Raw genomic sequence first — 24,926 nt, forward strand, 5'->3', positions numbered from 1 at the left:
GTTTACTCCTCCTCCGTTGAATATGAGGTATTCGCCTTTGCGCCGGACGAGGTACTTGCCGTATCGCTCGGCTCGTAGACTTTGTCGTACCAGGCGTTGTAAACAGCGTCCGTCGTGTTCGTGCCGGTCTTGACCTTCACGAGACCGGAAGGCAGCGGAGAAACCGTAATCGACAGCGTGTCCGTCTGCACCTCGGTCGAGTCCTCCTTGGTCTGTCCAGAGACGGACGGTCTTGTCGCAGAGCAGTAGTACATGCAGTGGCGGATCTTCCTCTGGTCGCCGGAAAACTCGAACAGCAGGGCGAAGTGCTCCGGCTCGACATCCTTGTTCTCGGCAATGACGCCGTTCGCGTCCTCGGTTTCGTGCATCACGTCCGTGAGGAAGCTCTCCGGGATGAGCGCCAGCTCGAAGTCTCCGGAATAGCCGTTGTTGTTCGAGACCATGTAATAGACGGTGTCGTCAGCGTAGAACGGCTCGTTGTCGCCCTCCGCGTCAAGCGAAAGCGAAACAGCGCCGGGCATTGCCACTGGCGTGCCGAATGTGACGGTCCCGTCCTCGGCGAGCGTCGCGATGGCGTAGTGGCAGTTCTTCAGGCCGAACTTGACCTTGTTCTTCTTGTTAGTAGCCATAATCGTTAACCTCCAATAATCTGTGTTTGGTAGAGAACCTCGTACATCTTCTCGTCCTCGATCCAGACCTCAGACTTCTCGTAGGGAAGCTCGTGTGCGGTCAGGATATTTTCGATTTTCGATTCAATGTCCGGGTTCTTCTTGTCCGTGTAAAGCTCGATGTTCAGCTCGTCTATCCGTTCCCAGACCACGTTGTCTGCGAACATGTTGTCTGTCCCCGGAAAGAGGAAGCAGATGAACGGCGGGTCCGGAGACTCGCCCTCCGCGAAGTGGTCGTAGGCGATGGGGAGATCGGCCTCCTCGAGCATGGTTACTATGTCGTCGTAACTCATAGGCGTCATCCTTTTAGCTTTTGCTGGATTTCCTTCACCAGCTTTTCGTTGCCAGCCTGCTCCGCCGGAGCGATGTGCGGACGAGCCGCGACACGTCCTCCGCCGCGCTTGGCATGGCCATGCTCCAGAAGGTGGGCAATCTGATAGCGGTTGCGGGAATGCACGACAAGGTCGATGGAATCTGCGTCCTCGCTGACCGTCTTGACCGACCACGATTTCTTGTACTTGCCGGTGCGAACGGGAGCGCCGGACTGGATGTCCTTTTGGACGGATTTCGCCGTGTCCTTCACTGCGTCCTTCATGTCGTCTGCGGCGAGGTCGGCGTATTCCTGCAGGCCCTTCATGACCGCGTCGCGCAGGCTGTCTATGGAAACCTTCTCGTTCATTTCGATTTCTCCAAAGCGCAGTTGAATTTCAGCGTGTTCTTCTTGTAGCCCATCGGGTTCACATAGGTGATGTTGTAAACCTTGCCCTCGGCGAGAATCCGATACTTCGTGGATTCCACAGTGGCAAGCTCCGAACAGTATCGGCAGGTGAAGTTCAGTGATTCCTCCGGGTTGATTACCTCGCCGGAGGTTTCAGAACCGTAGGAATCCGTCCCGACGGTCGCCCAGCACTTGAAGTAATCCGTCCATGAAGCGGTGTGGTTTCCGTACTTGTCTGAGGTCACTTCGTTTTTCTGGAACGTGACCGGTACGCGCATGTTCGCAATTTTCATCAGAATCCCTCCTTGCGCACGCCGAACAGCAGCGCCCGGAGCGTCAGGTTCAGCTGATTGTGATCCGCGTCCTCGCGGTGCTCGTAGAGATAAGCGACCGTGTAGAGGATGGCGATGCGCATTCTTATGAGGATTTTCTCCTCGCCTGATTCCCATTCCTCGTCGGAGAAGCGGGCGATGTCCTGCACGGTTGCCGTTGCTGTGGTTATCAGGTTGGAAATCAGCTCGTCCTCATCGGAAGAACTGACTCGCAGATAGGTTTTTGCTTCCTCAAGCGTTACTTCCATGAGACACCTCCAATAAAAGTGAAGCGGTCACCCGTAAAGGATGCCCGCCCACAACAAAGCAGAATCAATCAGCCCGCCGCCTTGACGGAAAGACCTCTGACGGCTTCCGGCAGGATCAGCTTGCCGTCCACGCGCTCACTCGCGAGGAATCCGATCTGACCGTTCGCCGCATACAGTTCGGACAGACGCTTGAAGGAACGTCCCTGTCTGTCGGCGATCCAGTAGTAGCTGAAGTCTCCGAACAGGATAGGCACGTTGCCTGCCGCCAGTTCCGGCGCGTAGATCGAGGTGCGGTACGGACGGTTGAGGATGGTGTCCGGCTGACCGGCTACAACAGACGGCTGCCAGATATAGTTGCCGTTTCCGTCCTTGATCTTGCGCAGCGCCTTGACGGTGGAGTCGTTGAGAATCCAGACCGCGCGGTTGCGGTAGACGCTTCTCAGGGAGTGGAACACGTCCATGATCTCGTCGAAGGTGATATTCGTGTTGGCAATCTCCGTGGTCGCACCCTCGGTCGCCTTGACCTTGGTGAAGACGCCCTCCGGCTTCTTCTGGCCGTCGCCCACGAGGAACGCCTCCTCCTCGGCAGCGCCGATGCGTCTCGCAAACTCGGTGGAGATGTAGGATTCCAGATCGAATACACTGTCGTTCATCAGCTCCTCGGAAACCTTGATCGCGGTTCCCAGCTTGTACGCGGAGAGCGTGATCTGGTCGAACGTGTCGTCGGATTCCGGGTACAGTCCGTTCTCCTCCATCCAGCTTGCGGTGCCGTGGGACGCGACAATCGGAATGGTGTGCGTGCCGCTGTCGGTCTGAATCACGTGTGCCAGAGAGCGGAAAAAGTTCTCATCGGTCAGCGCCTGCACGAGAGTCTTTTCATACTCATCCGGCACGAGGTATCCGCCGTTGGCGTCGGTGCCGACTTCGAGTACGTTCTGCACGTCGTACCAGTTGCGCTTGCGGATGCTGTCCCAGAAGGCGGTCTTGTACGCTTTGGACGCGATGCCCGGCTTGTCGTCGGGCTCATCCTTCGCGCCCGGCTTTCCGGTGAGCGGAGAAGAAGTCGGCTGAGAGAGCATCTTGTCGATCTGCTCCTGCCGCTGCAGGCGCTCGATGTCGTGCGTCAGGTCGGTGACTTCCTTTTCCATCTTGTCGTAGGTGGCGGCGTCCTCCGCGGACACGTTGCCGCCGTTATCGGAGTGGGTGTCGAGGAAGTTCTTAGCGGCGTCCCACGCCTTGGCTCTGCGGTCCATAAGTTCCATAATCTTGGTCATTTTCAATTCCTCCATTCATTAGTGGCTGAGAAGCGAGAGCCGCTTCTCAAGATCTGCGACCTTTACGGTCTGTGTCTTTATTTCAGGTTTGCGTTTCGGTATCAGCTTCGAGAGCAGGGAGTCGGTGACGGCTTTCCGGGAGAAAAGCATGAGGGAATCATCCGGCTCATCCGGATTTTCTTCCTCGGTTTCATCCTGACCGTCCGCGAACAAAATCTCGTCCGCAAATCCGAGCTTCTTTGCCTCCTTCGCATTCATCCAGGTCTCGGCGTCCATGAGCCTGCTGATCTTGTTCCGGGACAGCCCGGACTTGATCTCGTAGGCGTTCATAATGGACTCCTTGACCTCCGACAGCATGTCGATGGCTTTCTGCATTTCCTCGGAATCGCCGATTGCGATGGTTGCCGGATTATGCACCATCAGCATGGCCACGGGACTCATGCAGACCTTTGTTCCCGCCATCGCGATGACGCTTGCCGCTGAAGCCGCAAGCGCGTCGATCTTGACGGTCACTTCATACGGGTAGTCCATCAGCATGTTGTAAATCTGCGCCGCCGCGAAAACGTCTCCGCCGGGCGAGTTGATCCAGAGCGTGATGTTTCCCTTGCCGGAATTCAGCTCGTCCTTGAAGACCTGCGGCGTGACTTCGTCGCCGTACCAAGTCTCATCGGATATTTCCCCGTCGAGGTAGAGCGTTCGATCCGAACCGAAGCTGTCCGGCGTTTCGTTTCTGGTCCATCGCCAGAATTTTCTTGTCATAGGGACTTCCTCCTTTCCCGGAGCCGGTCACCGGACTCCGTTTGTTCCTGTGATTCTTCCGATTTCTCGGTCGATTCTTGTTCTTCATCAGGTTGTTCCTCCGTTCCCTGTGTTGATGCTGAGGCTGCGAAGATTCCCGCGTCCTCGAGCTTTGTCATGTTGCCGTTGATGAGGTAAAGGTCGCCGCCTTTTTCTTCCGGGATTCTGTCGAGGTTCTCAAGCTCGCGGATATCGTTCGCCGACATCCATCCGTTCTGGCGGGCTGTGGCGTAGCCGTTCATGCGGCTTTCGTAGTCGCCGCGAAGCAGCCCGTCGACGTTGAACTTGAAGAAGTATTCCTTCTTCTCCTCTGGACGGAGCAGTGCTCTGCGCATGGACTGTTCCCAGCGGCTCACCCACGGGTCGAGCGTGTACTTTACGAATTCCAATGACTGCTGTTCAATATTGCTGAACGAGCTTTTCTCCAGATCGCCGATCATGTGCGGCGGTATCCGGAAGATGCGGGCTATTTCGTCGATCTGGAACTTGCGTGTCTCAAGGAACTGCGCCTGCTCCGGTGAAATGGAGATCGGCGTGTATTTCATGCCTTCCTCGAGAACCGCCACCTTGTTGGAGTTGGCGGATCCTCCGAAGGCCGAGTTCCAGCTTTCGCGGACGCGTTCCGGATCTTTCACCACGCCGGGATGCTCGAGTATGCCTCCGGGCGTTGCGCCGTTTGCGAAGAACTTCGCGCCGTACTCCTCGCAGGCGATCGCCATGCCGATGCTGTTCTTGGCCATCGCGATAGGCGAATAACCCACGAGCCCGTCGAAACCCAGACCGGGAATGTGAAGCACGTCGAGAGGCGAAAGCCTCACAACGGAACCTTTCATCGTGTGCGCCTCGTCGGTCGAGGTCTGGTATTCGTAGTAGAGCTGCCCGTTTTCGTCACGGTCGACCGTCATGCGGTTCGGCATCAGCGGGTAAAGCGCCACGACGTCGCCTTTGCCGTTGCGGATGATCTGCGCGTAGGCGTTGCCCCACAGGAGCAGGTGTGTCATGAGTGTTTCCCGGAACACGAAGCTCGTCATTTCGGGATTCGGCTCATCGTGCAGCAGCTCGTATAGCGGATGGTCGACGGCTTTCTTTTTCGATCCGTTTTCCGCGTATCTGTAAAGGTGAAGCGGCAGGCCTGCGATAGCCTCCGAGAGAATTCGTACGCAGGAGTAGACCGCCGTCATCTGCATGGCGGATCGCTCCGTCACGGCTTTGCCGCTTGTCGTTCCTCCGAAGAAGAAGTGGTAGCTGCTTCCGGCGGTGCTGTCTTTGGGAGCGTCGCGCCCTCGAAACCATCTGTTGAATATGCTCATTGCCACACCTCCATTTGATTAAGGGCCTCCCGCAGCAGCAGGAAGCCCGTGATTGCTATCAGGATCATTCATTTGTCCTCGTTTAGATAAAAAGAATGCCGCGGCTGTCATAGACAGAAGCAGCATTGTCATTGCCCATACGGATCGCACGGTCAAGCGCCATGATCGTGGCGATTGCGCCGTCGATCTTCTCGGTGGATTTCTCCTTGTCGGCTTTGATGTTGCCTGCCGGGTCGGTGCGGATGAAGATGTTGTCCATCATCCAGCGGAGCACCGGATGTCCGCCGTGCGCGATGCGCTTTTCCAGCACGAGCTTCATCAGTTCTTTGGTCGGCGGGCTCATGTCTTTGAAGCCTTGTCCGAAGGGAACGACGGTGAAGCCCATGCCTTCAAGGTTCTGCACCATCTGGACGGCTCCCCAGCGGTCAAAGGCTATCTCCCGAATATTGAACCGTTCGCCGAGGTTTTCGATGAACTTCTCGATGTAGCCGTAATGGATCACATTGCCTTCGGTGGTTTCGAGCACGCCCTGTTTCTGCCAGAGGTCGTAGGGGACGTGGTCGCGCCGTACGCGCAAATCTAATGTGTCCTCCGGCACCCAGAAGTACGGGAGAACCACATATTTGTCATTCTCGTCAAGCGGCGGGAAGACGAGCACGAAAGCTGTGATGTCGGTAGTACTGGACAAGTCCAAACCGCCGTAGCAGACGCGGCCCTCGAGGTCGTCCTCATTGACCGGGAAGGCGCAGGCGTCCCACTTGTCCATCGGCATCCACCTGACCGACTGCTTCACCCACTGGTTGAGTCTCAGCTGTCGGAAGGCGTTCTCTTCGCCTGGATTCTGCTTCGCCGACTCGCAGGCGGCTTTCACCTTGTCGATGCCGACCGTGATGTCGAGCGATGGATTCGCTTTCTTCCAGACCTTCGGGTCGGTCCAGTCCTCTGATTCGTCCGCGCCGAAGATGACCGGGTAGAAGGTCGGGTCATGCTTTCTGCCGTTCATGATGTCGAGCGCCTTCTGATGCTGCTCGTAGCAGATCGACTGCGTGTCGTTCCCGGCGGTGGTGATCAGAAAGAACAGTGGCTGCATCCGCGCATCGCCGGAGCCTTTCGTCATGACGTCGAAGAGCTTCCGGTTCGGTTGTGTGTGCAGTTCGTCGAAGATCACGCCGTGCGTGTTGAATCCATGCTTGTTCGCTACATCGGCAGACAAGACCTGGTAGAAGCTGTGCGTCGGCAGGTATTCGAGCCGCTTCTGCGATTCGAGAATCTTCACGCGTTTTGAAAGCGCCGGGCAGAACCGAACCATGTCGACCGCCACGTCAAAGACGATCTTGGCCTGATTCCGGTCAGCCGCGCAGCCATAGACCTCGGCGCGTTCCTCGCCGTCGCCGCAGGTGAGCAGCAGCGCAATGGCCGCGGCAAGCTCCGATTTGCCTTGCTTCTTTGGGATCTCCACGTAGGCGGTATTGAACTGCCGGTATCCGTTTTCCTTTATCACGCCAAACAGGTCGCGGACAATCTGCTCCTGCCAGTCGATCAGCTCAAACGGCTTTCCGGCCCACGTGCCTTTGGTATGGCAGAGCTGCTCGATGAAGAGGCAGGCGTAGTCGGCGAGATTCTCGTCGTAATGGGAGGTTTTCTCCATGAACCGTGTGACCTTGTAATGTTTCAGTTTCCGTACCGCCACGGAGCATTCCTCCTTCCCGATGGCATAAAAATAACCGCATTGCTGCGGCTTCTATCAGTACGAGAGCAAGAGCCGTTCTCAGGCTCTGCTTTCGGAATATTCAAATTCAGGTTGATGCTTAGTTGTACTCCTTTATCAAAACTGCGTAGGCGAGCTGGCTTGCCTCGTCCTCGGGCTCAATGTCCCAGCCGCGGTCGTAGTTGAGTGTGACCTTGCCACTCACACGCAGCTCCATCTTGGAAATGCGTCCGCCGTCGATTCCGTAATCCTCGGAAGGCTTCGGGTAGTGCTTCACCCAGTATTTAACGACTGTGCCGTCAATCAATAAGCTGCCGTTTGTCCACATGGTTAAGCCTCCTCGCTGATCAGGAATTCGATGCCGTTCTTGCGTTCCGGCTCCTTGCTTCCGAAGCGGTGGTCGTCGGCTCTGGTGACGGTCTTGAGTCCGTTCATCCGGCAGCCGAGTGCCGTCAGTCCGTAGATGCCGTCCATCAGGCCGGTGCTCTGGTCGGTTACCACAATCGCGGTGATGCCCGCCTTGCGGAGCGTTTCAACGAAGTCGGCCAGCTCGTAATCCCAAGGCAGGTCGTCGGCCTCGAAGGCGTCCGCGCCGTTCCGCAGGTTCCGGTCGTAGAGGACCAGTGCCTTGTTCTGCCCGGCAGTGAATGGATACGGGAATTCCTCCTTTTCGCGCCTGTCAAAGGCCTTGACGCCGTCCCAGTTATCAGCGGCGATCATGGCGTCGCGTTCCTTTTCGCGGATGGCCTGCGCCTCGTTGTAGGCGATCGCCGTGTTTCTCATGTGTTCGAAGTAGGTGTTCTTTTCCATCGTGCGTTCCTCCTGATTTTCGCTTGTTTTCTGTGCCTTTCGGCATGTATATACATCACTCTTTCGAGGGTATATAGCAAGTCAATTCGGCCAGATAAACTGATAAATATCTGTGTCTGAAAATCAGGAATCCTGCGTTTCGCCGGTCATGATGAAATGCACGTATTCGCGGCGGTGATCCTCAATGTAGACGACTAATTCGTAGTATTCGGAATCGAACGCCAGCCGCTGAACCTCAAGCACCGAGAGCATATTGACCTTGCCGGAATCTCGTATGGACATGATCTGTTCGCGTACCTTTTCATCCATGTCAGTCCACCACCTTCCGCACGATGTCCTCGCCGTAGATCACGTTGAGGCCGCTGCCGTTGTCCCAGTGGACCAGCAGGCTTCCGGTGTCGTCGATGCCGTAAACCGTGCCTTTCGTTCCTATCGGCGGTGACTGAATGTCGTCCATGCGGACAAGCTCCACGCGCGTGCCGTTCGGGTAGCTTTCCTTGAGCTTCTCGAGCTGTTCTGGTTTGATTATCCTCATGCCTGCACCTCATCGGTATCCGTAGCTTCCTTTTTGGGAGCGCCGTTCTTCCAGCTTGAGTTGCCCTCGAGGTTCTGGAGCAGGATCTTGCGTTCCTGCTTGTATTCGCTGCCGATGAATCCGAGGCGGAGCAGGAAGCAGCGGAATGCGTACTTCTCGTTGGTGACCGGCGTCTCGGTCGAGCTCGCGCGTTTCAGTTCCTTGGAGAGCTTGCAGAGCTGGGCGATGAACATCGTGTAGGTTCTGGTTTCGTCTGGCTCCGGCAGTTCCGGGAACCATGGGAAGCCGATCTTGTCGTCTTTGATTTCAAACCGCAGGTCGTCGATCCCGAGCGCCTTCTTGATGAGCGTTCCCTTGGCTTCGAGGATATTGGTCAGCGTTCCAACCGCGACCTTGTCGAGCGGAAGCTCGACCGTCAGGCCCGTCTCTTCGGTTTCCGGTGCTTCCTTGGCGTCTTCCTCCGGTTCGTCGGCAGATTCTTCAGCTTCCGGTTCAGCTGCTTCCTGCGGCTCCGGCTCGAATCCCGCGGCGGCGATGGCCTCGAGGACCTTCTCGACCTCCTCGGAATCCGCCATGTCGTCGAATTCAAGTGCGCCGTCCTTGGTGACGGTGAAGTAGTCGATCTCGTAGTTGCAGGTTGGCATCTTCATGTAGGTGGCCTTGGCTCCGGTGGTGTCGGAGATGACCTTGACCAGCTCCTTCCTCTGTGCTCCGGTCGCGTTGTAGTTGATTCGCATTGTGTTTACCTCCTTGGTATGCGTTTGTCCGGAAGGCCCTGTGCCTTTCGGCATGTCTATACATCACTCTGAAGGCCTGTAATAGCAAGCGAATCTGCGATATTTCTCCGGTAGAAAATAAGCCGATTATCAGGGCATGAAACTGTGCTTAGTACACAAAGGAATCAGACTTCGTCGACTCTCCAGAAATCAAAAAATGCGCTACTCTGAGATAACTCCTCAAAGCGCGCACATCTATCTGCAACATTGTTTTTAATCCATTCTGGGGTTCTCCCGACATCGTTATAACGGCCATATTGCCCGAACATACAGAGCATTCCGACATTCCTTGCCATGACGGCATCTTCGAAGGTGTCGTAATAGCCCAGATGAATCTCATGCTGATTGACTTTGATCCTTGCACGGAACTAGTGCCGCGAAGGATAATAGCTGACTCCGCTTACTCCAGATGTGTTGTTTTTCTGGAGCGGTTGATTCATCTGATTCTGTTGGTGGGTGCAATATCGGATGTTGCATCTGCGATTATCGAGCGTATCAAGATTGATGTGATCAATTTCAAATCCATCTCTATGTTCGAACAAGTAATCGTGGAGAGCGCGTCCGTTGCAGTCAATTACGTAGAAACCGGAAGAGTGTGGTCCTTTGCTTCCTATATAGAAATTGATGCCATTGATTGCTGCAAGCATGTCTGCGTCGAGGACAAAGACTTCGCCGCTGGGCAATTCGCCATAAGCTGTAGTTCCATCATCCGAGAAGTTGTATTTCACATTACTCATCAACAGCCTCCATCATTTCAAGCGCCTGTTCGTATGTGTATTCCTTCCCGTCACGGACGAGCTTCACATCGCTTGAATCTTCATTATGTGAATGCAGGTAACGGACGACGGCTACATCTACATATTTGGGTTCAAGCTCCACGCCATAGCATATGCGTCCGATCTGGTCGCAGGCGATGAGCGTTGAGGCGGAGCCGAGGAACCCGTCAAGCACGAGTCCGTTTGTCGCGGTGCTCTGTTCGATGAGGTAGGCGATGAGCGGCACGGGCTTGCTGGAAGGGTGTCCGAAGCCGTCCTCTTTGGAGTTCTTCACGCCGTCGAATTCGAATACGGCTTTCTGCTTCTGGTCGCCGTACCATTTGTGCTTGCCGTCCTTGCGCCAGCCGAAGATGATCGGCTCCATGTTGAACTTCCAGTCGGTGCGCATGAGCGGAGCGCGCGGCTTCTTCCAGATGAGTCCGGCTCCGACCTTGAATCCGGCGTCCTCGAAGGCGTCGTAGAACACGCGCGCCTGCATGGTCGCATAGAACTCGTAAATCGAAGCGTCGTCCGCCATAGCGTTCTTGAAATTAGAGAAACATTTCATCAGGAAGTCATAAGCCTGCGTTCCCTTGAGGTCGTCGTTGGCAATCTTCCCGGACGCATTCTCCAGGTTGACGAAGTACGGCGCGTCGGTGCAGACGAGGTTGACCTTCTTGTCGCCGAGCAGCTTCGCGAATGTTTCCGGGTCGGTGGAGTCTCCGCAGACGACCGTATGCTTCCCGATATGCCAGAGGTCGCCTGGTTTTGAGAAGCACGGCTTTTCCAGTTCCGCATCAACATCGAAATCGTCCTCCTCAGCCTCTGTATCGCTGCCGAGCAGCTTCTCCAGCTCCTTGTCGTCGAAACCGAGCAGGGAGAGGTCGAACGCGTTCTCTTGCAGGTCAGCTAATTCGACGGACAGCATTTCCTCGTCCCATCCGGCGTTCAGCGCGAGCTGGTTGTCGGCGAGTATGTAGGCGCGTTTCTGCGTGTCGGTCAGATCTTCGGCGAAGACGCACGGGACGGTCTTGTATCCTTCCTCACGGGCAGCAGCAATCCGTCCGTGGCCGACGAGGATGTTGTAATCCTGATCGATGACCGCAGGGCTTACGAATCCGAACTCCCGGAGGGAGGAGCGGAGCTGCGCGATCTGTTCTTTACTATGTGTCCGGGCGTTCCGGGCATATGGCACCAGATTGTCAATCGGTACCTGTTCAAGTCTTTGTGTGTTCATTTACATTCCCTTTCTGGCACGAAGCAGTCTCTCCATCACGTCGTCCTGCGGATTCGCGCCGCCATACTCGGTGGAGCAGTTCTCCTTCACGATCTGGAAGATCTCGTCCCACAGGCGGTTCGCCTGATTCATGTAGTTGATGCCGATATTGATGAACGGCGACGGGATCGGCTTTCCGGTCGTCGGATGCTTGCTCAAATATCCGAGCTTGGTCGTCATTTCCTCGCACTGAATCCAGCGCGCCGAGCACATCGCATAGCGTTCCAGCAGCTGCGGCGATACGGCTTTCGCGACGCCGAGCTTGTCGAGCCATTCCCAGGTCTCGCGGTAGATGTCAGCGGCCTCCAGAGTGGAGCCGTCATGCTGACGCGCCGATAGGAACTCGTGCGGTTCCGGCATGTCCTCGCCCTCGGTGTCCGGAATGTCCAGGACTTCGAGCTTTCTGCCGCCCGGATTCCCGGCTTCAAACTTCTCCTTGACGGCGGTTTTCTTCCGGCCAGCGCCGGGACGTCTGCCGCCGCGACCGCCTGTGTTATTCGATTTTGTCGGCATTTCGTCACCGCCTTTCATACGCACACGCGCGTAATAGATATAAGGACTGGGTTATTACCCGTTTGATTTCGCTTTTTTTGCACAGAAGACCCCGCGCCGTTTTCCGGGAGACCGCCTCGTAGAGATTCCGACCGCCCCTACCGGTCGTGCTTCATTCCTCTGTCCCCGCGCTCTCTGTGGATCTTCTCGTGGCAGCTCCTGCAGAGGCTCATGAGATTGCTCTCGTCGTTCGTGCCGCCTTCCGACAAGGGAACGATGTGGTGGACCTCTTCGACCGCAACGTAGCGTCCCTGCTTCAAGCACATCTCGCACAAGGGATGCTTGTGGACGTAGCGATCGCGGATTCGTTTCCAATGCCTGCCGTAGCGCTTGCCGGTCGAGTAGCCGCGCGTGAACGTCTCGTAGTGCTTCTTCATCAGGGCCTTGTGCTCCGGGCAGTACTGCTCGCCGTCCTCGCAGAGGTTCGGGCATCCGGGATAGCGGCAGGGCCGCTTCGGTTTCATTGGCATAGGCGCTGCCTCCTTTCCGGGCAACAGAAAAGCCCCGGCAGGATCGCTCCCGTCGAGGCTTCTGGTTCTTCTTATGGTTTTCGCTATTGTAAGGATAACACAGGAGTCGTCTGCCATTCTGTGCCAAAGTGTGCCAAACCGTGCCAACTTTTCTAATCCGGCATCGTGAAGTTCTGGAGAGCCGATCCGTGGATGCGGTGAACCGTGCGGAGGCTGACGTTCAGCATGCTGGCGATCTCCTCCCATGTGCAGTTGTCGATGTACCGGTAGCGGAGAACCAGCTGCTCCTCGGGATCAGCAAGAAGGTCGATCCGCGCGTTGATCTCGTCCCGCAGCGTAATGAGCTGCGCCACCTTCTTCTCAACGTCGGCCTGTATCTCGTCGATCTTGTGGAGGCAGGTGACGAAGTGCGCGTCGCTTGGCGTGTTCGGGTTCCTCGGCATGCCGTCGTAGCGCATGCCGCTGACGCTGGTAGACATGTCCCTCCAGTAGTCGATCTCCCGGAGCCGCGAGTGGATCAGCGCATCCAGGTGCTTTGCCTGATTCAGATATTGCTTCGGAGTCATCTCATCACCTCCTCGTTGAGCTTTCTTATCAGCATCTCGCCGTCAACCGTCGTCAGCGCCTGATACCACTGGGACCTGAAGAATCGTTCGATGGATTCCTTCTCAGTCTGCGCGGACTTGTTCCGCGGGTTCATGCGCAGGGCCTTCAGGGCTGTCCGGTAGTCGCGGACAGCCTGCAGGATGACGGCATTGGCGAGATTCTCGTAGGGGTCGTTCATCGCATCACCGCCTTCACAGCATTGATGAGTGCGGACTGCGTCTTGTCCTTGCGCTTCAAGGCGTTGAGGATCTGCCCGTCGATGGTGTCCGCCGTGACGATGTGCTGGATGACGACGGTTCGGCTTTTCTGGCCTTGCCGCCAGAGCCGCGCGTTCGTCTGCTGGTAGAGCTCCAATGACCATGTGAGGCCGAACCAGACAAGCGTCGATCCGCCGGACTGCAGGTTCAGCCCGTGACCGGCGGAGGCAGGGTGGATGACTGCTACAGGAATATTGCCTGCATTCCAGTCATCGATGTCCTGCGACGTCTTGATCTCCCGCACGTCGAACCGCCTGCGGATTCTCTCCAGATCGTGCCGGAACCAGTAAGCGACCAGCAGCGGCTTCCCGTTTGCAGCTTCGATGATGTCCTCCAAGGCGTCGAGCTTCCGGTCATGGAATTCGATGACCTTCCCGTCGTCGGAGTAGATCGCGCCGTTGGCAAGCTGGGAGAGCTTCCCGGTCAAGGACGCGGCGTTAGCGGCGGTGATCTCGTCGCCGTGAAGTTCCAGCACCAGATCGTTCTTCAGCTCCTCGTACCGTTTGCGCTCCTCGGCGGACAGCTGCACCTCGTACTGCGTGGAGATGAGCTCCGGCATCTTCAGATGATCGGTCGACTTCATGGAAATCGTGATATCCGAGATTTTCCGGTAGATCGCGTCCTCTGCATACGGCAGCGGCTTGTAGGAGTAGATGATCTCGCCGTTGCGCTTGTCGGGCATGAAGTAGGCCGTCCGGTACTGGGTGATGAAGCGTCCGAGACGTTCTCCCTTGTCCAGCACCTTGAACTCCGCCCACAGATCCATCAATCCGTTGCTTGATGGCGTGCCGGTGAGGCCGATGATCCGCTTCACCTTGGGCCTGACCTTCATCAGGGCTCGGAACCGCTTTGACTTGTGGTTCTTGAAGGAGGAGAGCTCGTCCAATACCACCATGTCGTAGGTGAAGGGAATGCCGGAGTCGTCGATCAGCCATCCAAGGTTCTCCCGGTTGATGATCGTAATATCCGCCTGTTGCATGAGTGCCGCCTTGCGTTCCCGTGCGGTTCCGACTGCAACGGCGTAGGTGAGACCGGAGAGGTGCTCCCATTTCCTGATTTCAGCGGGCCAGGTGTCGCGGGCCACTCGAAGAGGCGCGACTACGAGAATCCGGCTGACCTCGAAGCTGTCAAACAGAAGGTCGACGGCAGCAGTCAGCGTGATGATGGTTTTCCCAAGACCGCAATCAAGGAAGATGGCAGCTGTGTTGTGAGTCTCGATATAGGAGACGCAGTATTTCTGGTAGGAATGAAGGTCACTTAGTTTTTGCATTTTCTTCGGCCTCCATTTCTTTTATCTGCTTGATGAACCATCTCAATTCGCTGTGGTGGTGAGCGTGTGCACTTTGCGACGGAAAAACGACCAGATTCTCGGGAGAATTGTTGTATCGGTTTCCGTCACGATGGTGTACGACTTCTCCGGGCATCAATGACCTTCCAAGCATCTGTTCAGCTACGACGCGATGTGCGGCGAGTCCATGGATTTTGGAATAACCGTCGCATCTGCCTTTTCCGAGGCGGGATTCTCTGAGTTTCTCCTTGGTCTCAGGCGTCATACGATCCGGGTTGAGTTCCTCGTTTAGCTTTGTTATGTGCTGGCTTATGTTAGTGAAGTCCTTGAGGCTGGCATAGCCGTCTGGGTTCTTCGCTTTGCTGCTGAAATCCGCGAGGCATTGTCTGCTGCAGAAGTGGTGCTTCTTGCCTTTAAGCTGGGCTGAATCTCGGAAGAATTCACGTCCGCACCAATCACAGACTATTTTCAATTTCATCTATCACACCTCCGATCTGTTCTGGATTGTCGATGACATAGACGCGGAATCCGAGTTTCCGCAGGAGTCGGTGCCGTGCATATTGCAGTCTTCTTGGCTTCTTTCCGGGTGCCTTGAGCTCTGCGAAGGCGATGCGTGCGCCGGGCAGCAGGATGATCCGGTCCGGCATCCCGTCGAAGCCGGGTGAGACGAACTTCGGTGCGATGCCGCCATGCCGCTTCACCTCACTGGCGAGGGCTGCTTCGATCTGCTTTTCGCTTTTCATGGCTTCACCTCCTCAAATCCTGTGTCGGCACACCCTCGTCCTCAGACAGCATCCTGTCTCGGACTCGGGCGACCTCCGGTACCGGGTCGACCAGGTTGAATGCGGCGTAGGCTGCGGAGAGGAAGTTCGTGATCGGCTTGCCCTTGTAGGTCCAGACGCATTGTCCGCGGCATTTCACGCCGAGGCGCTCCGGGTTGTGGCGGCTGTGTCCGATGAGGATCTGCTCGCCGTGGTAGGTGATGCTCCAGCCGTTTGGAGTCTGTGTCCATTTGCGTTTCGGGAAGCTGCGTTTCCGCTTGGAGCGGTTGCGCATCTGGCGTTCGCGTTCCTTGGCGGCGAGGATGTCGCCTTCCATGACTCCGGTGCATATGCAGCCGACGGATACGTCCTCAAAGTAGTCCGGGTGCGTCATGACATGCACGTAGCGGACCTTGGTGCAGCCGCACAGCTCGCAGACGTGGAGAGGCGCGTCCCAGTCGTCCTCGCGGACATCGTAGATTTCGTGGCATTGCCATCCGGAGAGCGGTGCGTTCCAGCTGCGCAGTGTTTTCTGGCAGCGGGCGAGATAGCTTTTGTCCGGCTGTCCGTCATGGCCTAAGTTTTGTTCTCTGTCTTTCATGGTGCTGAAACCTCCGTGTTTTCAACGTTTCTAAGGTTTTGTCCCTTCTGTCGCTTTTGTCCCTTAATCCGTAAACAAAAATGGTTTAGTAGAAGAATTGAGAATAAATAAATAATTCTTTTTGGCTTTTTATAGGGGTTCGGACAAAAGGGACAGAACCCTGAAACCCTTGTATTTCCTGATGTTTTCCTGTCCCAAGAACTGTCCTGAAGGGCAGGACAGGCATAGGACGGAATGACAAAAGTCCTACTTCTCATAGAACTTCGGATTGACGGCGTACTTCGGAAGCGGCGGTCTGCCCGTGCCTGAATACTTCTGAGGCTTCTGCGCGATGTACCCGTAGTCCTCAAGGAAGTCCAGCACCGGCTGGATGCTCTCCACGGTCTTGAACGTCCGGCACATGCGCATGGCATCACGCCGGTCGAAGTGGTCGATGCTCCGCTCCCTGAGCTTCTGGAGGATCATGTCGGCGTTCTTGTACATCGCGTCCTCGGGGAGAACGGAGTAGGCGGCCTGCGCGTGGTTCAGGAAGTACCTGCCAAGCCGGATCGCGTTCTGCATGGTCTCGCCCGATACGGTAAGTGCGCTGTGGACATCGAGGAAGTCGTGGCTCTGGTAGGTGGCTGCCCGGCAGAGGAGCCCGGCGATGCGCAGCACGTTGCCGACGAGCTTTCCAGCCCAGTCGGCCATCTCCGCATAGTCGGTCGTGAGCTTGGGCTCCAGCCAGTTGGCGAAGGCTTCAAGCTCGCGGTCGGCTTCCGGGCTGAGCGTGATGGTCTGCGGTCTCTCCGGGTATTCGTCGTCCAGCAGGTTCACCACCAGACGCTCATAGGCGCGGTAGATGCCGTCGGTCACGGCCTCGCTCCGGTAGCGCCTGCTTCCCACACTGGAAACAGGCATGCTGTAGAGGAACCTCGCGGTGAGACCTCGTCCGCGGAAGGTTGTGTTGCTGAGGACCGCGGAGACGACGTTCGGCTGCGCCATCAGGAGGATGGTGAGCGCCGGGTCCATGATGCTTTCACTGTCCCTGCCGATACGGTCGACGCGGATCGTGTCGCCGGAGTAGCCCTTGAGCATGACGTCGATGTTCACGTTCCGCGTGTAGATGCCGGAGAGCGTGTCGAAGATGCCGCCCTCGCTGGAGATCAGCGAGGCGTGTCCGTGGTTGCTGGCGATGACGGAAACGAGCTTCTCGGTCGTAATGTCATCCACATAGAGTTGCAGCGGATTCACCTCCTCGAAGTCGGCGACCTCCTGTGCGATGCGCTCCAGCTCCTCCGGGTCGGCGTTGCCTTTGGCGACCTTCTCCTCGAGGGCCTTCTGCCTGCGTTCCAGGACGCGCTTCTGCATGCGTCCCGCTTCGACTGCAGCGGCGTTGGTCTTGTTGTATTCGACCTCGTAGTCGTTGACCGGCTGCAGCATCAGATGCAATACAGACGACTTCCTTTCAGATGGCGGTGCGATGACGATCACGTAGGTGTTGAGCGGCTCCACCCAGTCGGACTTGCCCTGAATCCGGTACTTCTTTTGAAGACAGGTCGACAGGACACTGATTGCAATCGAGCCTGCCATGTCGACGCTGGTCTGCGTGCTTTCCGCGACGGCCTTCACATAGTCGGCGATGGGCTCCGGAAGCGCGTCGACCGGGAAGGGTGCCATCGTGTACCGTGAGAACGGCAGCGGCTCGTCCCAGCCGGGATTCGGATTGTTGTACTCCTGCGGGCTCACGTAGCCGGGCTGGCTTGCGATCTTCGCATAGTATTTCTGTGCGCTTTTCCAGATGTGGTTCAGCTCGTCCGTGGAGAGCGGCGGTTGGCATTTCTCCGCCTGCATGAAATACGCGTTCTTGGATTCTTCTGTATCCCCATAGCGTTTCATGGAGCGTACTGCCCACCGGAACATGGTCGTGTTGCGGCTGCCCTCCGGAATGGTCGTTTGGCTTTCGTAGCCTCCCGGCATATCCTTGTCGAACTCGTCCCCGTAGAGGAAGTCCGTGAGCGTCTTGCCGCCCGGATGGAACTCGACCTTGGGGTCGCGGGTCCCATAGAGGAAGCGCGCCGCGTCGAGCGCGTTCGCATCCAGGTACGGGAAGATCTCGTGCAGGAGCTGCTTCAATGCGGCGTAAGCCTCGTAGTCTGTCATCGAGTCGATCTGGAAGAACAGGTGGAACCGCGGTCTTGCCGACTTCCCGTCCTTGGGACGATTGTTGTGGCGGCTGTAGTGGACGGCGAAGAAGACGCCGGGCAGCGCCTTCCGGATGTCCGCGGGCGTCTTCCAGTCAGCCGGGTCGTCCGAGTGGTCGTTGTCACAGTCGACGGGAAGGCAGTCCGAGGAGATGAAGTTCTGGTTGCCGCGGTAGTTGTTCCTGTATTTGGCGCACACGTGGTCGTACGAGACGGCTCTCTTGAAGCTCGCCTCGTCGGTGACCTGGACCGGGTGCGGGTAGACGCAGTTGGATTCCTGCTGGTAGGCGTCGGACGTGTAGATGGTGAACATCAGTCGTACACCTCCTTCGATTCCTCCTCCAGCACCTGCGTGATGAACTTGAGCGCCGTGATCATGGTGGAGAGCTCGCAGTCGCCGCCGAGGGTAACCTCGAAGCCGCCGTTCCCGTAGCGGTCCTGGATCGGGTTCACGCGGATGTCCGTGCCTCCGAGATCCGTGACGCGGAAATAGGTGCGTCCGCCGTGACCGGTGTCGCCGCCCATGTATCCGGTTGTCCCGGCCTCGGCCTCAAGCACGTTCGCACTGTCGATCGTTCGGCTGTATGTGGTGATTCTGGTTCCGTCGTAGAGTGTCCGCTGGTTTTCTTCGATTGCATGCATAAGTGTTAGACCTCCTTCAAATCCTCTGTGAAATAGCGCAGCCGGTAGCCCTTCCAGCGGGCTCTTCGTATTTCCGCTGCCATGCCGTTCGAGATCCTGTCTCCGAACACCCAGACCTCGGCGCACTTGCTCATGAGCGCGTTTCCGAAGAAGAGTCCGAGCTCGCGCTCCCGTTCGTCGCTGTCGTCAAGGAACTGCGGGAACAGCAGATGCGGCGCGATCGGGATGTATCCCTGTTCGACTGCAAACCGGCAGTAGCGCCGCGCGTTCGCAACGTTCCTCTGAATGTCTCCCGCATACGGCGAGCAGACGTAGATGATGGGACGGAAAGCGCGGAGCGCCTTCTTCTCCTCGAGTTCGATGAGGCTCAGCGCCTCGTAGCATGTCGGGTCCGGATAGCCCTCAAAATTCCTGTAATCCAAACCGGTATCCTCCTTTCCAGCAGGCAATAGGAAAAGCGGCCTGCCTCTACTTCCCACTGGAGGAGACAGACCGCTTTTGACGAAACCCGTTCAGTCTTTCTTATAGAAATCGCAGACGTACCCGTCCGCGCGGAGCACCAGACCATCCGCCCACGCAGGGACGCGGCCCATCTGCTCGCACAAGGCGGCAAGCGAAACACGCGGATCGGCTTCGATGACAAGCTCGTCATGGATATGCATGCAGATAGCGCAACAGCGGAGCGTCTTCATCGAATTGCAGAGAATGTCGCGGGAGGTTGCCTGCACGATGTTCTCAACGAACTTCGGGCCGTACGATTCGAGCCGCTCCCATTTCTTCGTGCCGCCCACGCCCTCGTAGGTGATGCACTCGCCGCCGAAACGGTTCATGCCGACCTTCGGCTTCACATACGCGAGATTCCGTCCGGAGGGCAGGGTGATGAACAGCATGCCCGCCTGCCAGAAGAAGGTAAGCTTGCCAAGATGAGTCGTCTTATGGTTCTTCACCGCCTGCATGACGGCCTTGTCGACGTCCCACCAGAACTTCACGATCTGCTGGTTCGCGTCCCGCCACGAGGAGACGATATCCGGAAGCTCATCCTCCTTGAGACCCATTTCGAGTGCGCCCATCGCCTTCAAAGCGCCGGTAGAGCCGCCGTAGCCGCACGCCAGCTCCGCGATCTTGCCTTTGGCGCGAAGCTCGCCGTTTATGCCGTGTTTAACGACCGGCTTGTGGAACATGCGGCTTGCTGTGCTGCAGTAGATGTCCTCGCCGTTTGAGAATGCGTCGGATTTCCATTGTTCGCCTGCGTACCATGCGATGACGCGGGCTTCGATGGCGGAGAAGTCCGCCACGTAGAACCGGCAGCCGTCCTTCGGGATGAAGGCGGTGCGGATAAGCTGGGAGAGCGTGTCGGGGACATCCTCGTAGATCATCTTCACGGCCTCGTAGTCGCCGGACTTCACGAGCGCCCGCGCGGCATCCAGGTCAGGCAGATGGTTCTGCGGCAGATTCTGCAGCTGGATGAGACGACCGGCCCAGCGCCCGGTGCGGTTCGCGCCGTAGAACATGAACATGCCTCTTGCACGGCTGTCGTCGCATACTGCCCGCTGCATCGTCTGGTATTTCTTCACACTGGATTTCGCGAGCTGCTGCCGGAGCTCCAGCACCTCCGCCAGCTCAGGTGGTGCGGTTTTGAGGAGTGCGGCGACTGCCTTTTTGCCGAGGCTGTCGACCTCCATGCCGTTGTCGGAGAGCCATTGCTTCATCTGCTGGACGCTGTTCGGATTCTCCAGATTCGTGAGCGCCTGCATCTTCTCGGTAAGTTCGCCGCGAGAGCGGGTGTCCATGTCGATGGCCTTCTCCACGAGATCCATGTCAATGCGGACGCCGCGGTCGTTGATTTCCTGGTCGATGTGGTACTCGTCCCACACGAAGTCCGGCACCGGGAAGTTCCGGAGCTTCCGCTGGATGGACATTTCGACCTCGACGTCGCGCTGGTTGTACTTCTTGAACGTCGCCCATTTGACAGGATCGTCAGATGGCAGGTTCCGGGTCCTGCCGCCGTTCGCCTTCGTGGGTGCGCAGGGAACGGAGAAGTATCGGATGAGCGCCTTGCCCTCGTCCATCTTCTGATCAGCGAGGTTCAGGACAGCGCCGACGCCCTTCAGGCTGAGCGGGAGTCCCATTGTCGCCGCCCAGACCATCGAGCAGCGCCAGCCCTCCGGATTCAGGAACCGCGCGGGCTCCGTCGACAGAGGATGATTGTCATGGAACGGGTCAAGGCTCCGCCCCATGTCCCGCAGGTAGCGTGACAGGCAGACGCGTTCGAAGTTTGCGTTAAATGCCCATTTGAGAACCGTGTCATCGGTCAGCGCGTCGAGGATGTCCTCCGGGATCTTTTCACCGCAGGCAAGGTCGACGACTTTCACCGGACCTCCGTCCACGCTGTAGCCGAACAGGAGAATCTCGAAGGCGGGCGATTCGGAGTACTTGTAGACGCCGCATTTGCCAAGATCGACGTCGCTGAACGTCTCCAGATCCAAGGACAAGCTGTTCATTTTAGCCATGCAAAAATCCTCCCTGTCTTTATTGCGCTGATGATTGACGGCGTTACGTTGTACATTGCCGCGAGTTCAACTCCTTTGATTCCACAGTAGAAACCGAATCGTATAGCTTGAACGTCATCAACCGAGAGCTTTCTCCATTTGCTGCCTTGTCGATAAACGTCAAGGATGTTTTCAGTTCGCGTTCCATAATGTAGATTCTCCAATCGGTTATCTGTAGGATCACCGTTTCGATGCAGTACTTCCATGCCTTCGGGAGGAGGGCCAACGAAGGTAAGCATGATAAGTTGATGCACTGGCTTTCCCGCAGTGCCATGACCGAGAACCACAGACAGATGTCCTGCCTTGCAGTATTTACCGGGTCTGAGAATCCTTCCTCTAACAGTCCGACAGAATGGCTCTCCGGTAAAATGGCATACGCCGCGAGCATTTCTATCAAGACTGCGGATTCGACCTTCCGTGCTGGCCTGATATCGGCCTTCATATCCCGGTATGTCTTTCCATACTTCTTCCAAAATGTATTCACCTCAATTCACGAATAAAGCGGCAGAGAGATAAGTCCCTGCCGCCCGCCAATAGCTGGATGGTTTTGCCGGTCAGTCGCGGTGCGCTTCGAGCTCCTTCATGCGGCGCTCGTGGTACTCCTTGTCGCGCTCCTCCTGCCGAGCCTCACGCGCCTGCTCCTCCTTGCCGGAGCGGATCGCGAGAATCGTCATGGAGAGCAGGAGAATGATTCCGGCGATGCCGCCGACTGCCATGATGATGTAGAGGATGATCTCCATAATGTCCTTCATGGTGCCGCCTCCTTAGTTCAGAAAATCGCTGTCGTCGTCGGTTGCGAAGTCAGCGAAGTCGGATTCAGCGCTGGCCTTGCTGCCGAGCGGCTCGCCGTCACGGATCTTCTGCAGGTTGTTGAGCCCGCAGGCGATGCCGCGGTTGCCAGAAGAATTGAACGCGTAGAAGGTGATGCTGGCCCTGCCGTACACGCCGGAGTACACCTCGCTGCGGCTCATGATCGGATTCAGATCCGCATCCACAATGCCCGGAGCGGTCGTAGCGTTCGCATTCACGAAGTATGCGTTACGGTAGGCCTCGTCGTCCGGGCGCTCCGCATCGCCGTCACGAAGCGGCGTCTTGATCGCGGAGAGTGCAGGAACGCTGCGGCTATTGCCCTTGAGCTTGGCTTCGCCCTCCTTGTAGGCGGCATCGATGGCGGCCTTGATCTTGGCGACCGTCACGGTGTCGGACTTCGGGATGATGAGGCTCACGCTGTACTTGGGAGTTCCGCCGTTGATGGACTTCGGCTCCCACACGTTGGCATAGGACCAGCGGGTGTTCGGACCAGTGATAACCTTCATCGGATTGTGCATAGTTGTCTTACTCATAATTTTTGACCTCCATAAAATCGTTTTTTGCTGTATTCATCGCCGGACGCTTATCCGAGTCCGGGACGAGTGTTGGTTTGCCCTGCGGCTTCTCGACGAGGCCTGACAGGAGTTCATTGAATCGGTTCTTTCCGAGGAGCTTCTGCATGGCGGTGATGCCGAGCAGCTTCCTCTCGAATGGATCGAATCCGGCGTCTTCGACCGTCTTGGCGACGGCGGTTTCGTCGGTGTACTTGCGGATGGAGCGGCCTTCGACGAGCTTGAAGCCGTGCCACTCCTTGCCGGAGAGCGCCTGCTGGAGCGCGTACTCCTTGATGTCCGACGCCCACGCGACCAGCTCGTCCACCTTGCCGAGGATGACCTCGATCTCCGCGTCCGTGAGCTCCGGCGGCAGCTTGAAGTCGTGCTGCGCGAGCTTCAGGTTCTCCTCCGCCCGTTTCCTGCAGATGGTCTTGGCCTTGCAGAACCGGCACCACTGGCCGCAGGAGAATTCTCCCTTGCCGTCCCACGCCTGCTCTGCAGCGGGCTTCAAGGTTTCGTCGGCCCAGTGGAGCAGGTCGGCTTTCAGCGTCTGCCACTGGCTGATGTTCTGCCGCCTCGGCTGGTAGATGGTCATACTGACCGTGTCGATGTCGTAGATGTCGTCGAACAGCTCCAAGGCTCCGAGACTGTAGCAGGCCATCTGAGGATTCCGCTCTGCCGAGACTTCAACGCCCAAGCCGTACTTCAGATCGATGATCCGGAGCGTGCCGTCCGCAATGATCAAAGCGTCGGCAGTGCCGAAGCCCTGTTTCACCCAGCGGGAGAAGTCCACGCGCTGCTCGACCAGAACAACCGGATCGGCGCATGTCTGCTTCGCGTCCTCGACCTGCTCCAGCACGTAGGCGACATAGCCTTCCGTGGCTTCCTCCATCTCCTCGTTGTAGTAGTCGAGGTCCCCGGTCGGGTCCTCTGCCGGGTAGCCGAGCGCCTTGCGGAGCTTGTATTCGGCGAGCGCGTGGGCGCAGGTTCCTTCAAGAGCGTAGCTGCTGCCTTCATCCTTGAAGCCCTCGCTGAGCCTGACGGACGGCGGGCAGTGAATCCACCTGTCGGAGCTTGATGCGGAGAGGACTGCGTGCTGTCTTTCAGAATTCATTGAGTCCCTCCACATCGTAGAGCAGGGCCTCGTAGTCCTTCGGATCGACCGCCGACAGCTTGCTCGCACCATACTTGTGGAGCAGCTCACGGATCTGCGCCGTATACCCGGCACGCGACCGTTCGGCGAGAACCGCCCGCACATCCTCCAGCTTCAGCTCCTTCTTCTCAGGCTCGGCCTGCGGTGCTTCTGGCTCGGGAGCGGGTTCCGCTTCCTCTGTGATGCCGGAGAACTGCTGGTAGAGCCAGTCGGCTGCCGAGTTAATAGCAGCGGCTGCATCGCGGAGCTCCCTGATGGTCTGATCCATTTCTGCCATTTTTGACATTCTCTTTACCTCCTTCCAATGGTTGACAATCTGCGGCAAGAAGACTGAGGTTTCTTGCCAGTCTTGCGGATACATGGCTTATCGCGATAAGAACAGCGATGGTCTCCATATCCGCAGGGCTTCTGTTGCGTGTCTTGTTCATGGCGTCTGCCTCCTTTCTGGAGCAGCTTTCCGTGCTCCTTACACTTCCCACTGGAGGCAGGGCACGCGTTTTGACGAAGACGGAGGGAAGAAATTCTGAAAAAAGCTCCGACCGCCATTTCTGGCAGCCGGAGCCGTGTGTTTAGAACCAGTCAGGGAACTGCTCATGCATTTCGTCCGGGAACTCCTCGCAGAGCTTCTGCTTGGCCTTCTTCAGGCGGGACAGGAATGTCGTCCGCTTGATGCCGATCTTCTTGGCGATGGCCTCGTCGGAGAGACCTTCCTCGCGGAGCTCACCGATGCGGCGTGCTTCAGGCATGAGCTCGTCCAGACGATGAAGAAGCTGGGCGAGCATCATCTCATCGGCGAGGACCTCCTCGATGAGCGGAGCGTCGTCCGGCACGTAGTCGCCGAGAGTGCCTTCGCCGTCAGGCAGCGGATCGTCAAGGGAGATGGTTGTGTTGTTGTGGAACTCGCAGTCGAGGCAGTTGCCGTCGCACAGCCACCATTTGCTGCGCGGGCAGAAGCATTCGCCTCTGTACTGCATCCGCTTCCTGAGTGCGGTGCGCCAGCGGTCGTAATCCCGGTACTGATCCTCCGGGACCTCGTACCAGGTGCGGGTGGTCTTGTCATAGATGCGTTTGAATTCTTTTGTCATGAATTTTTCCTCCTGTGATTGGCTTTTTGTGGGCAATCACAGGGGAACAATTCACAGTCAGTTCATTGCTGGTTCATACGATCTCATTGAGATTCGTATTATTCCGTGGTATAATGTTTTAGTGGGGTTTGTTATGGGTTGTTAACCAGAATTTCCCCAGCGACGGAAGTGCCTTTACCGACTGAAAATGGCTCCTGTGATTTCCAC

Annotated in this window: 34 protein-coding genes; all 34 read right to left on the reverse strand. The window is 57.2% G+C overall.

What is annotated here, in order from left to right:
* Positions 1-2 precede the first annotated feature (2 nt).
* Positions 3-629, reverse strand: coding sequence for a major tail protein (locus ACI77B_RS07515; protein WP_168099032.1), 627 nt, complete (start codon positions 627-629; stop codon positions 3-5).
* 5 nt (positions 630-634) lie between these two features.
* Entirely contained in the window at positions 635-961 is a 327-nt protein-coding gene (locus tag ACI77B_RS07520) for a hypothetical protein (protein ID WP_168099031.1), read from the reverse strand.
* Positions 962-966: 5 nt separating this feature from the next.
* Complete coding sequence (locus ACI77B_RS07525) at positions 967-1,347, reverse strand: HK97 gp10 family phage protein (protein ID WP_168099030.1); 381 nt, start codon at positions 1,345-1,347, stop codon at positions 967-969.
* Positions 1,344-1,679 carry a phage head closure protein gene (locus ACI77B_RS07530; RefSeq protein ID WP_168099029.1) on the reverse strand — a complete coding sequence of 112 codons (336 nt, stop codon included), beginning with the start codon at positions 1,677-1,679 and terminating at the stop codon, positions 1,344-1,346. The genes ACI77B_RS07525 and ACI77B_RS07530 overlap by 4 nt, the downstream gene beginning before the upstream one ends.
* Complete coding sequence (locus ACI77B_RS07535; RefSeq protein WP_168099028.1) at positions 1,679-1,966, reverse strand: head-tail connector protein; 288 nt, start codon at positions 1,964-1,966, stop codon at positions 1,679-1,681. The genes ACI77B_RS07530 and ACI77B_RS07535 overlap by 1 nt, the downstream gene beginning before the upstream one ends.
* Positions 1,967-2,034: 68 nt before the next feature.
* On the reverse strand, positions 2,035-3,240 hold the full coding sequence (locus ACI77B_RS07540; protein ID WP_168099059.1) for a phage major capsid protein: 1,206 nt from the start codon (positions 3,238-3,240) through the stop codon (positions 2,035-2,037).
* Positions 3,241-3,258: 18 nt separating this feature from the next.
* Entirely contained in the window at positions 3,259-3,999 is a 741-nt protein-coding gene (locus ACI77B_RS07545; RefSeq protein ID WP_168099027.1) for a head maturation protease, ClpP-related, read from the reverse strand.
* On the reverse strand, positions 3,996-5,348 hold the full coding sequence (locus ACI77B_RS07550; RefSeq protein WP_409336256.1) for a phage portal protein: 1,353 nt from the start codon (positions 5,346-5,348) through the stop codon (positions 3,996-3,998). Before ACI77B_RS07550 ends, ACI77B_RS07545 begins: the two co-directional genes overlap by 4 nt.
* 82 nt (positions 5,349-5,430) lie before the next feature.
* Positions 5,431-6,996 carry a terminase large subunit gene (locus ACI77B_RS07555; protein WP_409337712.1) on the reverse strand — a complete coding sequence of 522 codons (1,566 nt, stop codon included), beginning with the start codon at positions 6,994-6,996 and terminating at the stop codon, positions 5,431-5,433.
* 160 nt (positions 6,997-7,156) lie between these two features.
* Positions 7,157-7,384: a DUF7678 domain-containing protein gene (locus tag ACI77B_RS07560; RefSeq protein WP_409336257.1), complete on the reverse strand. Its 228-nt coding sequence runs from the start codon at positions 7,382-7,384 to the stop codon at positions 7,157-7,159.
* 2 nt (positions 7,385-7,386) lie between these two features.
* Positions 7,387-7,866, reverse strand: coding sequence for a DUF7698 family protein (locus ACI77B_RS07565; protein WP_409336258.1), 480 nt, complete (start codon positions 7,864-7,866; stop codon positions 7,387-7,389).
* A 123-nt stretch (positions 7,867-7,989) separates the two neighbouring features.
* A complete protein-coding gene (locus tag ACI77B_RS07570; protein ID WP_409336259.1) occupies positions 7,990-8,175 on the reverse strand; it encodes a DUF5049 domain-containing protein in 186 nt (61 codons plus the stop codon).
* A 1-nt stretch (position 8,176) separates the two neighbouring features.
* Complete coding sequence (locus ACI77B_RS07575; protein ID WP_409336260.1) at positions 8,177-8,401, reverse strand: DUF4314 domain-containing protein; 225 nt, start codon at positions 8,399-8,401, stop codon at positions 8,177-8,179.
* Positions 8,398-9,138, reverse strand: coding sequence for a virulence protein (locus ACI77B_RS07580; protein WP_409336261.1), 741 nt, complete (start codon positions 9,136-9,138; stop codon positions 8,398-8,400). The genes ACI77B_RS07575 and ACI77B_RS07580 overlap by 4 nt, the downstream gene beginning before the upstream one ends.
* A gap of 407 nt (positions 9,139-9,545) precedes the next feature.
* Positions 9,546-9,914 carry an HNH endonuclease gene (locus tag ACI77B_RS07585; protein WP_198009331.1) on the reverse strand — a complete coding sequence of 123 codons (369 nt, stop codon included), beginning with the start codon at positions 9,912-9,914 and terminating at the stop codon, positions 9,546-9,548.
* A complete protein-coding gene (locus ACI77B_RS07590) occupies positions 9,907-11,169 on the reverse strand; it encodes a site-specific DNA-methyltransferase (RefSeq protein WP_168099022.1) in 1,263 nt (420 codons plus the stop codon). The genes ACI77B_RS07585 and ACI77B_RS07590 overlap by 8 nt, the downstream gene beginning before the upstream one ends.
* On the reverse strand, positions 11,170-11,721 hold the full coding sequence (locus tag ACI77B_RS07595) for a P27 family phage terminase small subunit (protein ID WP_168099021.1): 552 nt from the start codon (positions 11,719-11,721) through the stop codon (positions 11,170-11,172).
* A 137-nt stretch (positions 11,722-11,858) separates the two neighbouring features.
* Positions 11,859-12,230, reverse strand: coding sequence for an HNH endonuclease (locus tag ACI77B_RS07600; RefSeq protein WP_409336262.1), 372 nt, complete (start codon positions 12,228-12,230; stop codon positions 11,859-11,861).
* A 152-nt stretch (positions 12,231-12,382) separates the two neighbouring features.
* Positions 12,383-12,796 (reverse strand): sigma factor-like helix-turn-helix DNA-binding protein, encoded by a 414-nt coding sequence (locus tag ACI77B_RS07605; RefSeq protein WP_409336263.1) that lies wholly within the window; start codon positions 12,794-12,796, stop codon positions 12,383-12,385.
* On the reverse strand, positions 12,793-13,014 hold the full coding sequence (locus ACI77B_RS07610; protein WP_409336264.1) for a hypothetical protein: 222 nt from the start codon (positions 13,012-13,014) through the stop codon (positions 12,793-12,795). Before ACI77B_RS07610 ends, ACI77B_RS07605 begins: the two co-directional genes overlap by 4 nt.
* On the reverse strand, positions 13,011-14,363 hold the full coding sequence (locus ACI77B_RS07615; protein WP_409336265.1) for an SNF2-related protein: 1,353 nt from the start codon (positions 14,361-14,363) through the stop codon (positions 13,011-13,013). The genes ACI77B_RS07610 and ACI77B_RS07615 overlap by 4 nt, the downstream gene beginning before the upstream one ends.
* Positions 14,347-14,859: an HNH endonuclease gene (locus ACI77B_RS07620; RefSeq protein WP_013485698.1), complete on the reverse strand. Its 513-nt coding sequence runs from the start codon at positions 14,857-14,859 to the stop codon at positions 14,347-14,349. The genes ACI77B_RS07615 and ACI77B_RS07620 overlap by 17 nt, the downstream gene beginning before the upstream one ends.
* Positions 14,837-15,124 (reverse strand): VRR-NUC domain-containing protein, encoded by a 288-nt coding sequence (locus ACI77B_RS07625; protein ID WP_409336266.1) that lies wholly within the window; start codon positions 15,122-15,124, stop codon positions 14,837-14,839. Before ACI77B_RS07625 ends, ACI77B_RS07620 begins: the two co-directional genes overlap by 23 nt.
* Positions 15,125-15,128: 4 nt before the next feature.
* On the reverse strand, positions 15,129-15,743 hold the full coding sequence (locus tag ACI77B_RS07630; RefSeq protein ID WP_409336267.1) for a hypothetical protein: 615 nt from the start codon (positions 15,741-15,743) through the stop codon (positions 15,129-15,131).
* Between the two features lie 246 nt (positions 15,744-15,989).
* Positions 15,990-18,239, reverse strand: a complete 2,250-nt coding sequence (locus ACI77B_RS07635; protein ID WP_409336268.1) for a DUF3987 domain-containing protein — start codon at positions 18,237-18,239, stop codon at positions 15,990-15,992.
* Positions 18,239-18,568, reverse strand: coding sequence for a hypothetical protein (locus tag ACI77B_RS07640; protein ID WP_086035446.1), 330 nt, complete (start codon positions 18,566-18,568; stop codon positions 18,239-18,241). The genes ACI77B_RS07635 and ACI77B_RS07640 overlap by 1 nt, the downstream gene beginning before the upstream one ends.
* 5 nt (positions 18,569-18,573) lie before the next feature.
* Positions 18,574-18,990, reverse strand: coding sequence for a DUF4406 domain-containing protein (locus ACI77B_RS07645; RefSeq protein ID WP_086035445.1), 417 nt, complete (start codon positions 18,988-18,990; stop codon positions 18,574-18,576).
* 90 nt (positions 18,991-19,080) lie between these two features.
* Positions 19,081-21,069, reverse strand: coding sequence for a DNA polymerase (locus ACI77B_RS07650; protein ID WP_409337713.1), 1,989 nt, complete (start codon positions 21,067-21,069; stop codon positions 19,081-19,083).
* Positions 21,066-21,590 carry an NUMOD4 motif-containing HNH endonuclease gene (locus ACI77B_RS07655; RefSeq protein ID WP_409336269.1) on the reverse strand — a complete coding sequence of 175 codons (525 nt, stop codon included), beginning with the start codon at positions 21,588-21,590 and terminating at the stop codon, positions 21,066-21,068. Before ACI77B_RS07655 ends, ACI77B_RS07650 begins: the two co-directional genes overlap by 4 nt.
* Before the next feature lie 81 nt (positions 21,591-21,671).
* A complete protein-coding gene (locus ACI77B_RS07660; protein WP_409336270.1) occupies positions 21,672-21,869 on the reverse strand; it encodes a hypothetical protein in 198 nt (65 codons plus the stop codon).
* 12 nt (positions 21,870-21,881) lie between these two features.
* Positions 21,882-22,460, reverse strand: coding sequence for a DUF2815 family protein (locus ACI77B_RS07665; protein WP_409336271.1), 579 nt, complete (start codon positions 22,458-22,460; stop codon positions 21,882-21,884).
* Positions 22,453-23,595, reverse strand: coding sequence for a DUF2800 domain-containing protein (locus ACI77B_RS07670; RefSeq protein WP_409336272.1), 1,143 nt, complete (start codon positions 23,593-23,595; stop codon positions 22,453-22,455). Before ACI77B_RS07670 ends, ACI77B_RS07665 begins: the two co-directional genes overlap by 8 nt.
* Positions 23,585-23,920 carry a DNA ligase gene (locus ACI77B_RS07675; protein WP_409337714.1) on the reverse strand — a complete coding sequence of 112 codons (336 nt, stop codon included), beginning with the start codon at positions 23,918-23,920 and terminating at the stop codon, positions 23,585-23,587. Before ACI77B_RS07675 ends, ACI77B_RS07670 begins: the two co-directional genes overlap by 11 nt.
* A 283-nt stretch (positions 23,921-24,203) precedes the next feature.
* The gene (locus ACI77B_RS07680; RefSeq protein WP_370806644.1) at positions 24,204-24,755 is read right to left on the reverse strand and encodes an RNA polymerase sigma factor; all 552 of its coding nucleotides are present in this window, start codon (positions 24,753-24,755) and stop codon (positions 24,204-24,206) included.
* Between the last annotated feature and the right edge of the window lie 171 nt (positions 24,756-24,926).

This window comes from Eubacterium sp. F2 (assembly GCF_046244355.1).
In the GTDB taxonomy this organism is placed as follows: Bacteria; Bacillota; Clostridia; order Peptostreptococcales; family Anaerovoracaceae; genus Aminicella.

Bases quoted from the DNA above. Each gene is read 5' to 3' on its own strand.
- ACI77B_RS07600 (WP_409336262.1), bottom strand. From the start codon at position 12,230: ATGCCAATGAAACCGAAGCGGCCCTGCCGCTATCCCGGATGCCCGAAC.
- ACI77B_RS07575 (WP_409336260.1), bottom strand. From the start codon at position 8,401: ATGAGGATAATCAAACCAGAACAGCTCGAGAAGCTCAAGGAAAGCTAC.
- ACI77B_RS07675 (WP_409337714.1), bottom strand. From the start codon at position 23,920: ATGTCAAAAATGGCAGAAATGGATCAGACCATCAGGGAGCTCCGCGAT.
- ACI77B_RS07580 (WP_409336261.1), bottom strand. From the start codon at position 9,138: ATGCGAATCAACTACAACGCGACCGGAGCACAGAGGAAGGAGCTGGTC.
- ACI77B_RS07635 (WP_409336268.1), bottom strand. From the start codon at position 18,239: ATGTTCACCATCTACACGTCCGACGCCTACCAGCAGGAATCCAACTGC.
- ACI77B_RS07530 (WP_168099029.1), bottom strand. From the start codon at position 1,679: ATGAAAATTGCGAACATGCGCGTACCGGTCACGTTCCAGAAAAACGAA.
- ACI77B_RS07615 (WP_409336265.1), bottom strand. From the start codon at position 14,363: ATGCAAAAACTAAGTGACCTTCATTCCTACCAGAAATACTGCGTCTCC.
- ACI77B_RS07555 (WP_409337712.1), bottom strand. From the start codon at position 6,996: ATGGAGAAAACCTCCCATTACGACGAGAATCTCGCCGACTACGCCTGC.
- ACI77B_RS07590 (WP_168099022.1), bottom strand. From the start codon at position 11,169: ATGAACACACAAAGACTTGAACAGGTACCGATTGACAATCTGGTGCCA.
- ACI77B_RS07625 (WP_409336266.1), bottom strand. From the start codon at position 15,124: ATGAAAAGCGAAAAGCAGATCGAAGCAGCCCTCGCCAGTGAGGTGAAG.
- ACI77B_RS07605 (WP_409336263.1), bottom strand. From the start codon at position 12,796: ATGACTCCGAAGCAATATCTGAATCAGGCAAAGCACCTGGATGCGCTG.
- ACI77B_RS07565 (WP_409336258.1), bottom strand. From the start codon at position 7,866: ATGGAAAAGAACACCTACTTCGAACACATGAGAAACACGGCGATCGCC.
- ACI77B_RS07595 (WP_168099021.1), bottom strand. From the start codon at position 11,721: ATGCCGACAAAATCGAATAACACAGGCGGTCGCGGCGGCAGACGTCCC.
- ACI77B_RS07620 (WP_013485698.1), bottom strand. From the start codon at position 14,859: ATGAAATTGAAAATAGTCTGTGATTGGTGCGGACGTGAATTCTTCCGA.
- ACI77B_RS07535 (WP_168099028.1), bottom strand. From the start codon at position 1,966: ATGGAAGTAACGCTTGAGGAAGCAAAAACCTATCTGCGAGTCAGTTCT.
- ACI77B_RS07630 (WP_409336267.1), bottom strand. From the start codon at position 15,743: ATGAAAGACAGAGAACAAAACTTAGGCCATGACGGACAGCCGGACAAA.
- ACI77B_RS07660 (WP_409336270.1), bottom strand. From the start codon at position 21,869: ATGAAGGACATTATGGAGATCATCCTCTACATCATCATGGCAGTCGGC.
- ACI77B_RS07540 (WP_168099059.1), bottom strand. From the start codon at position 3,240: ATGACCAAGATTATGGAACTTATGGACCGCAGAGCCAAGGCGTGGGAC.
- ACI77B_RS07550 (WP_409336256.1), bottom strand. From the start codon at position 5,348: ATGAGCATATTCAACAGATGGTTTCGAGGGCGCGACGCTCCCAAAGAC.
- ACI77B_RS07520 (WP_168099031.1), bottom strand. From the start codon at position 961: ATGAGTTACGACGACATAGTAACCATGCTCGAGGAGGCCGATCTCCCC.
- ACI77B_RS07610 (WP_409336264.1), bottom strand. From the start codon at position 13,014: ATGAACGACCCCTACGAGAATCTCGCCAATGCCGTCATCCTGCAGGCT.
- ACI77B_RS07665 (WP_409336271.1), bottom strand. From the start codon at position 22,460: ATGAGTAAGACAACTATGCACAATCCGATGAAGGTTATCACTGGTCCG.
- ACI77B_RS07670 (WP_409336272.1), bottom strand. From the start codon at position 23,595: ATGAATTCTGAAAGACAGCACGCAGTCCTCTCCGCATCAAGCTCCGAC.
- ACI77B_RS07570 (WP_409336259.1), bottom strand. From the start codon at position 8,175: ATGGATGAAAAGGTACGCGAACAGATCATGTCCATACGAGATTCCGGC.
- ACI77B_RS07525 (WP_168099030.1), bottom strand. From the start codon at position 1,347: ATGAACGAGAAGGTTTCCATAGACAGCCTGCGCGACGCGGTCATGAAG.
- ACI77B_RS07640 (WP_086035446.1), bottom strand. From the start codon at position 18,568: ATGCATGCAATCGAAGAAAACCAGCGGACACTCTACGACGGAACCAGA.
- ACI77B_RS07560 (WP_409336257.1), bottom strand. From the start codon at position 7,384: ATGTGGACAAACGGCAGCTTATTGATTGACGGCACAGTCGTTAAATAC.
- ACI77B_RS07585 (WP_198009331.1), bottom strand. From the start codon at position 9,914: ATGAGTAATGTGAAATACAACTTCTCGGATGATGGAACTACAGCTTAT.
- ACI77B_RS07545 (WP_168099027.1), bottom strand. From the start codon at position 3,999: ATGACAAGAAAATTCTGGCGATGGACCAGAAACGAAACGCCGGACAGC.
- ACI77B_RS07515 (WP_168099032.1), bottom strand. From the start codon at position 629: ATGGCTACTAACAAGAAGAACAAGGTCAAGTTCGGCCTGAAGAACTGC.
- ACI77B_RS07650 (WP_409337713.1), bottom strand. From the start codon at position 21,069: ATGAACAGCTTGTCCTTGGATCTGGAGACGTTCAGCGACGTCGATCTT.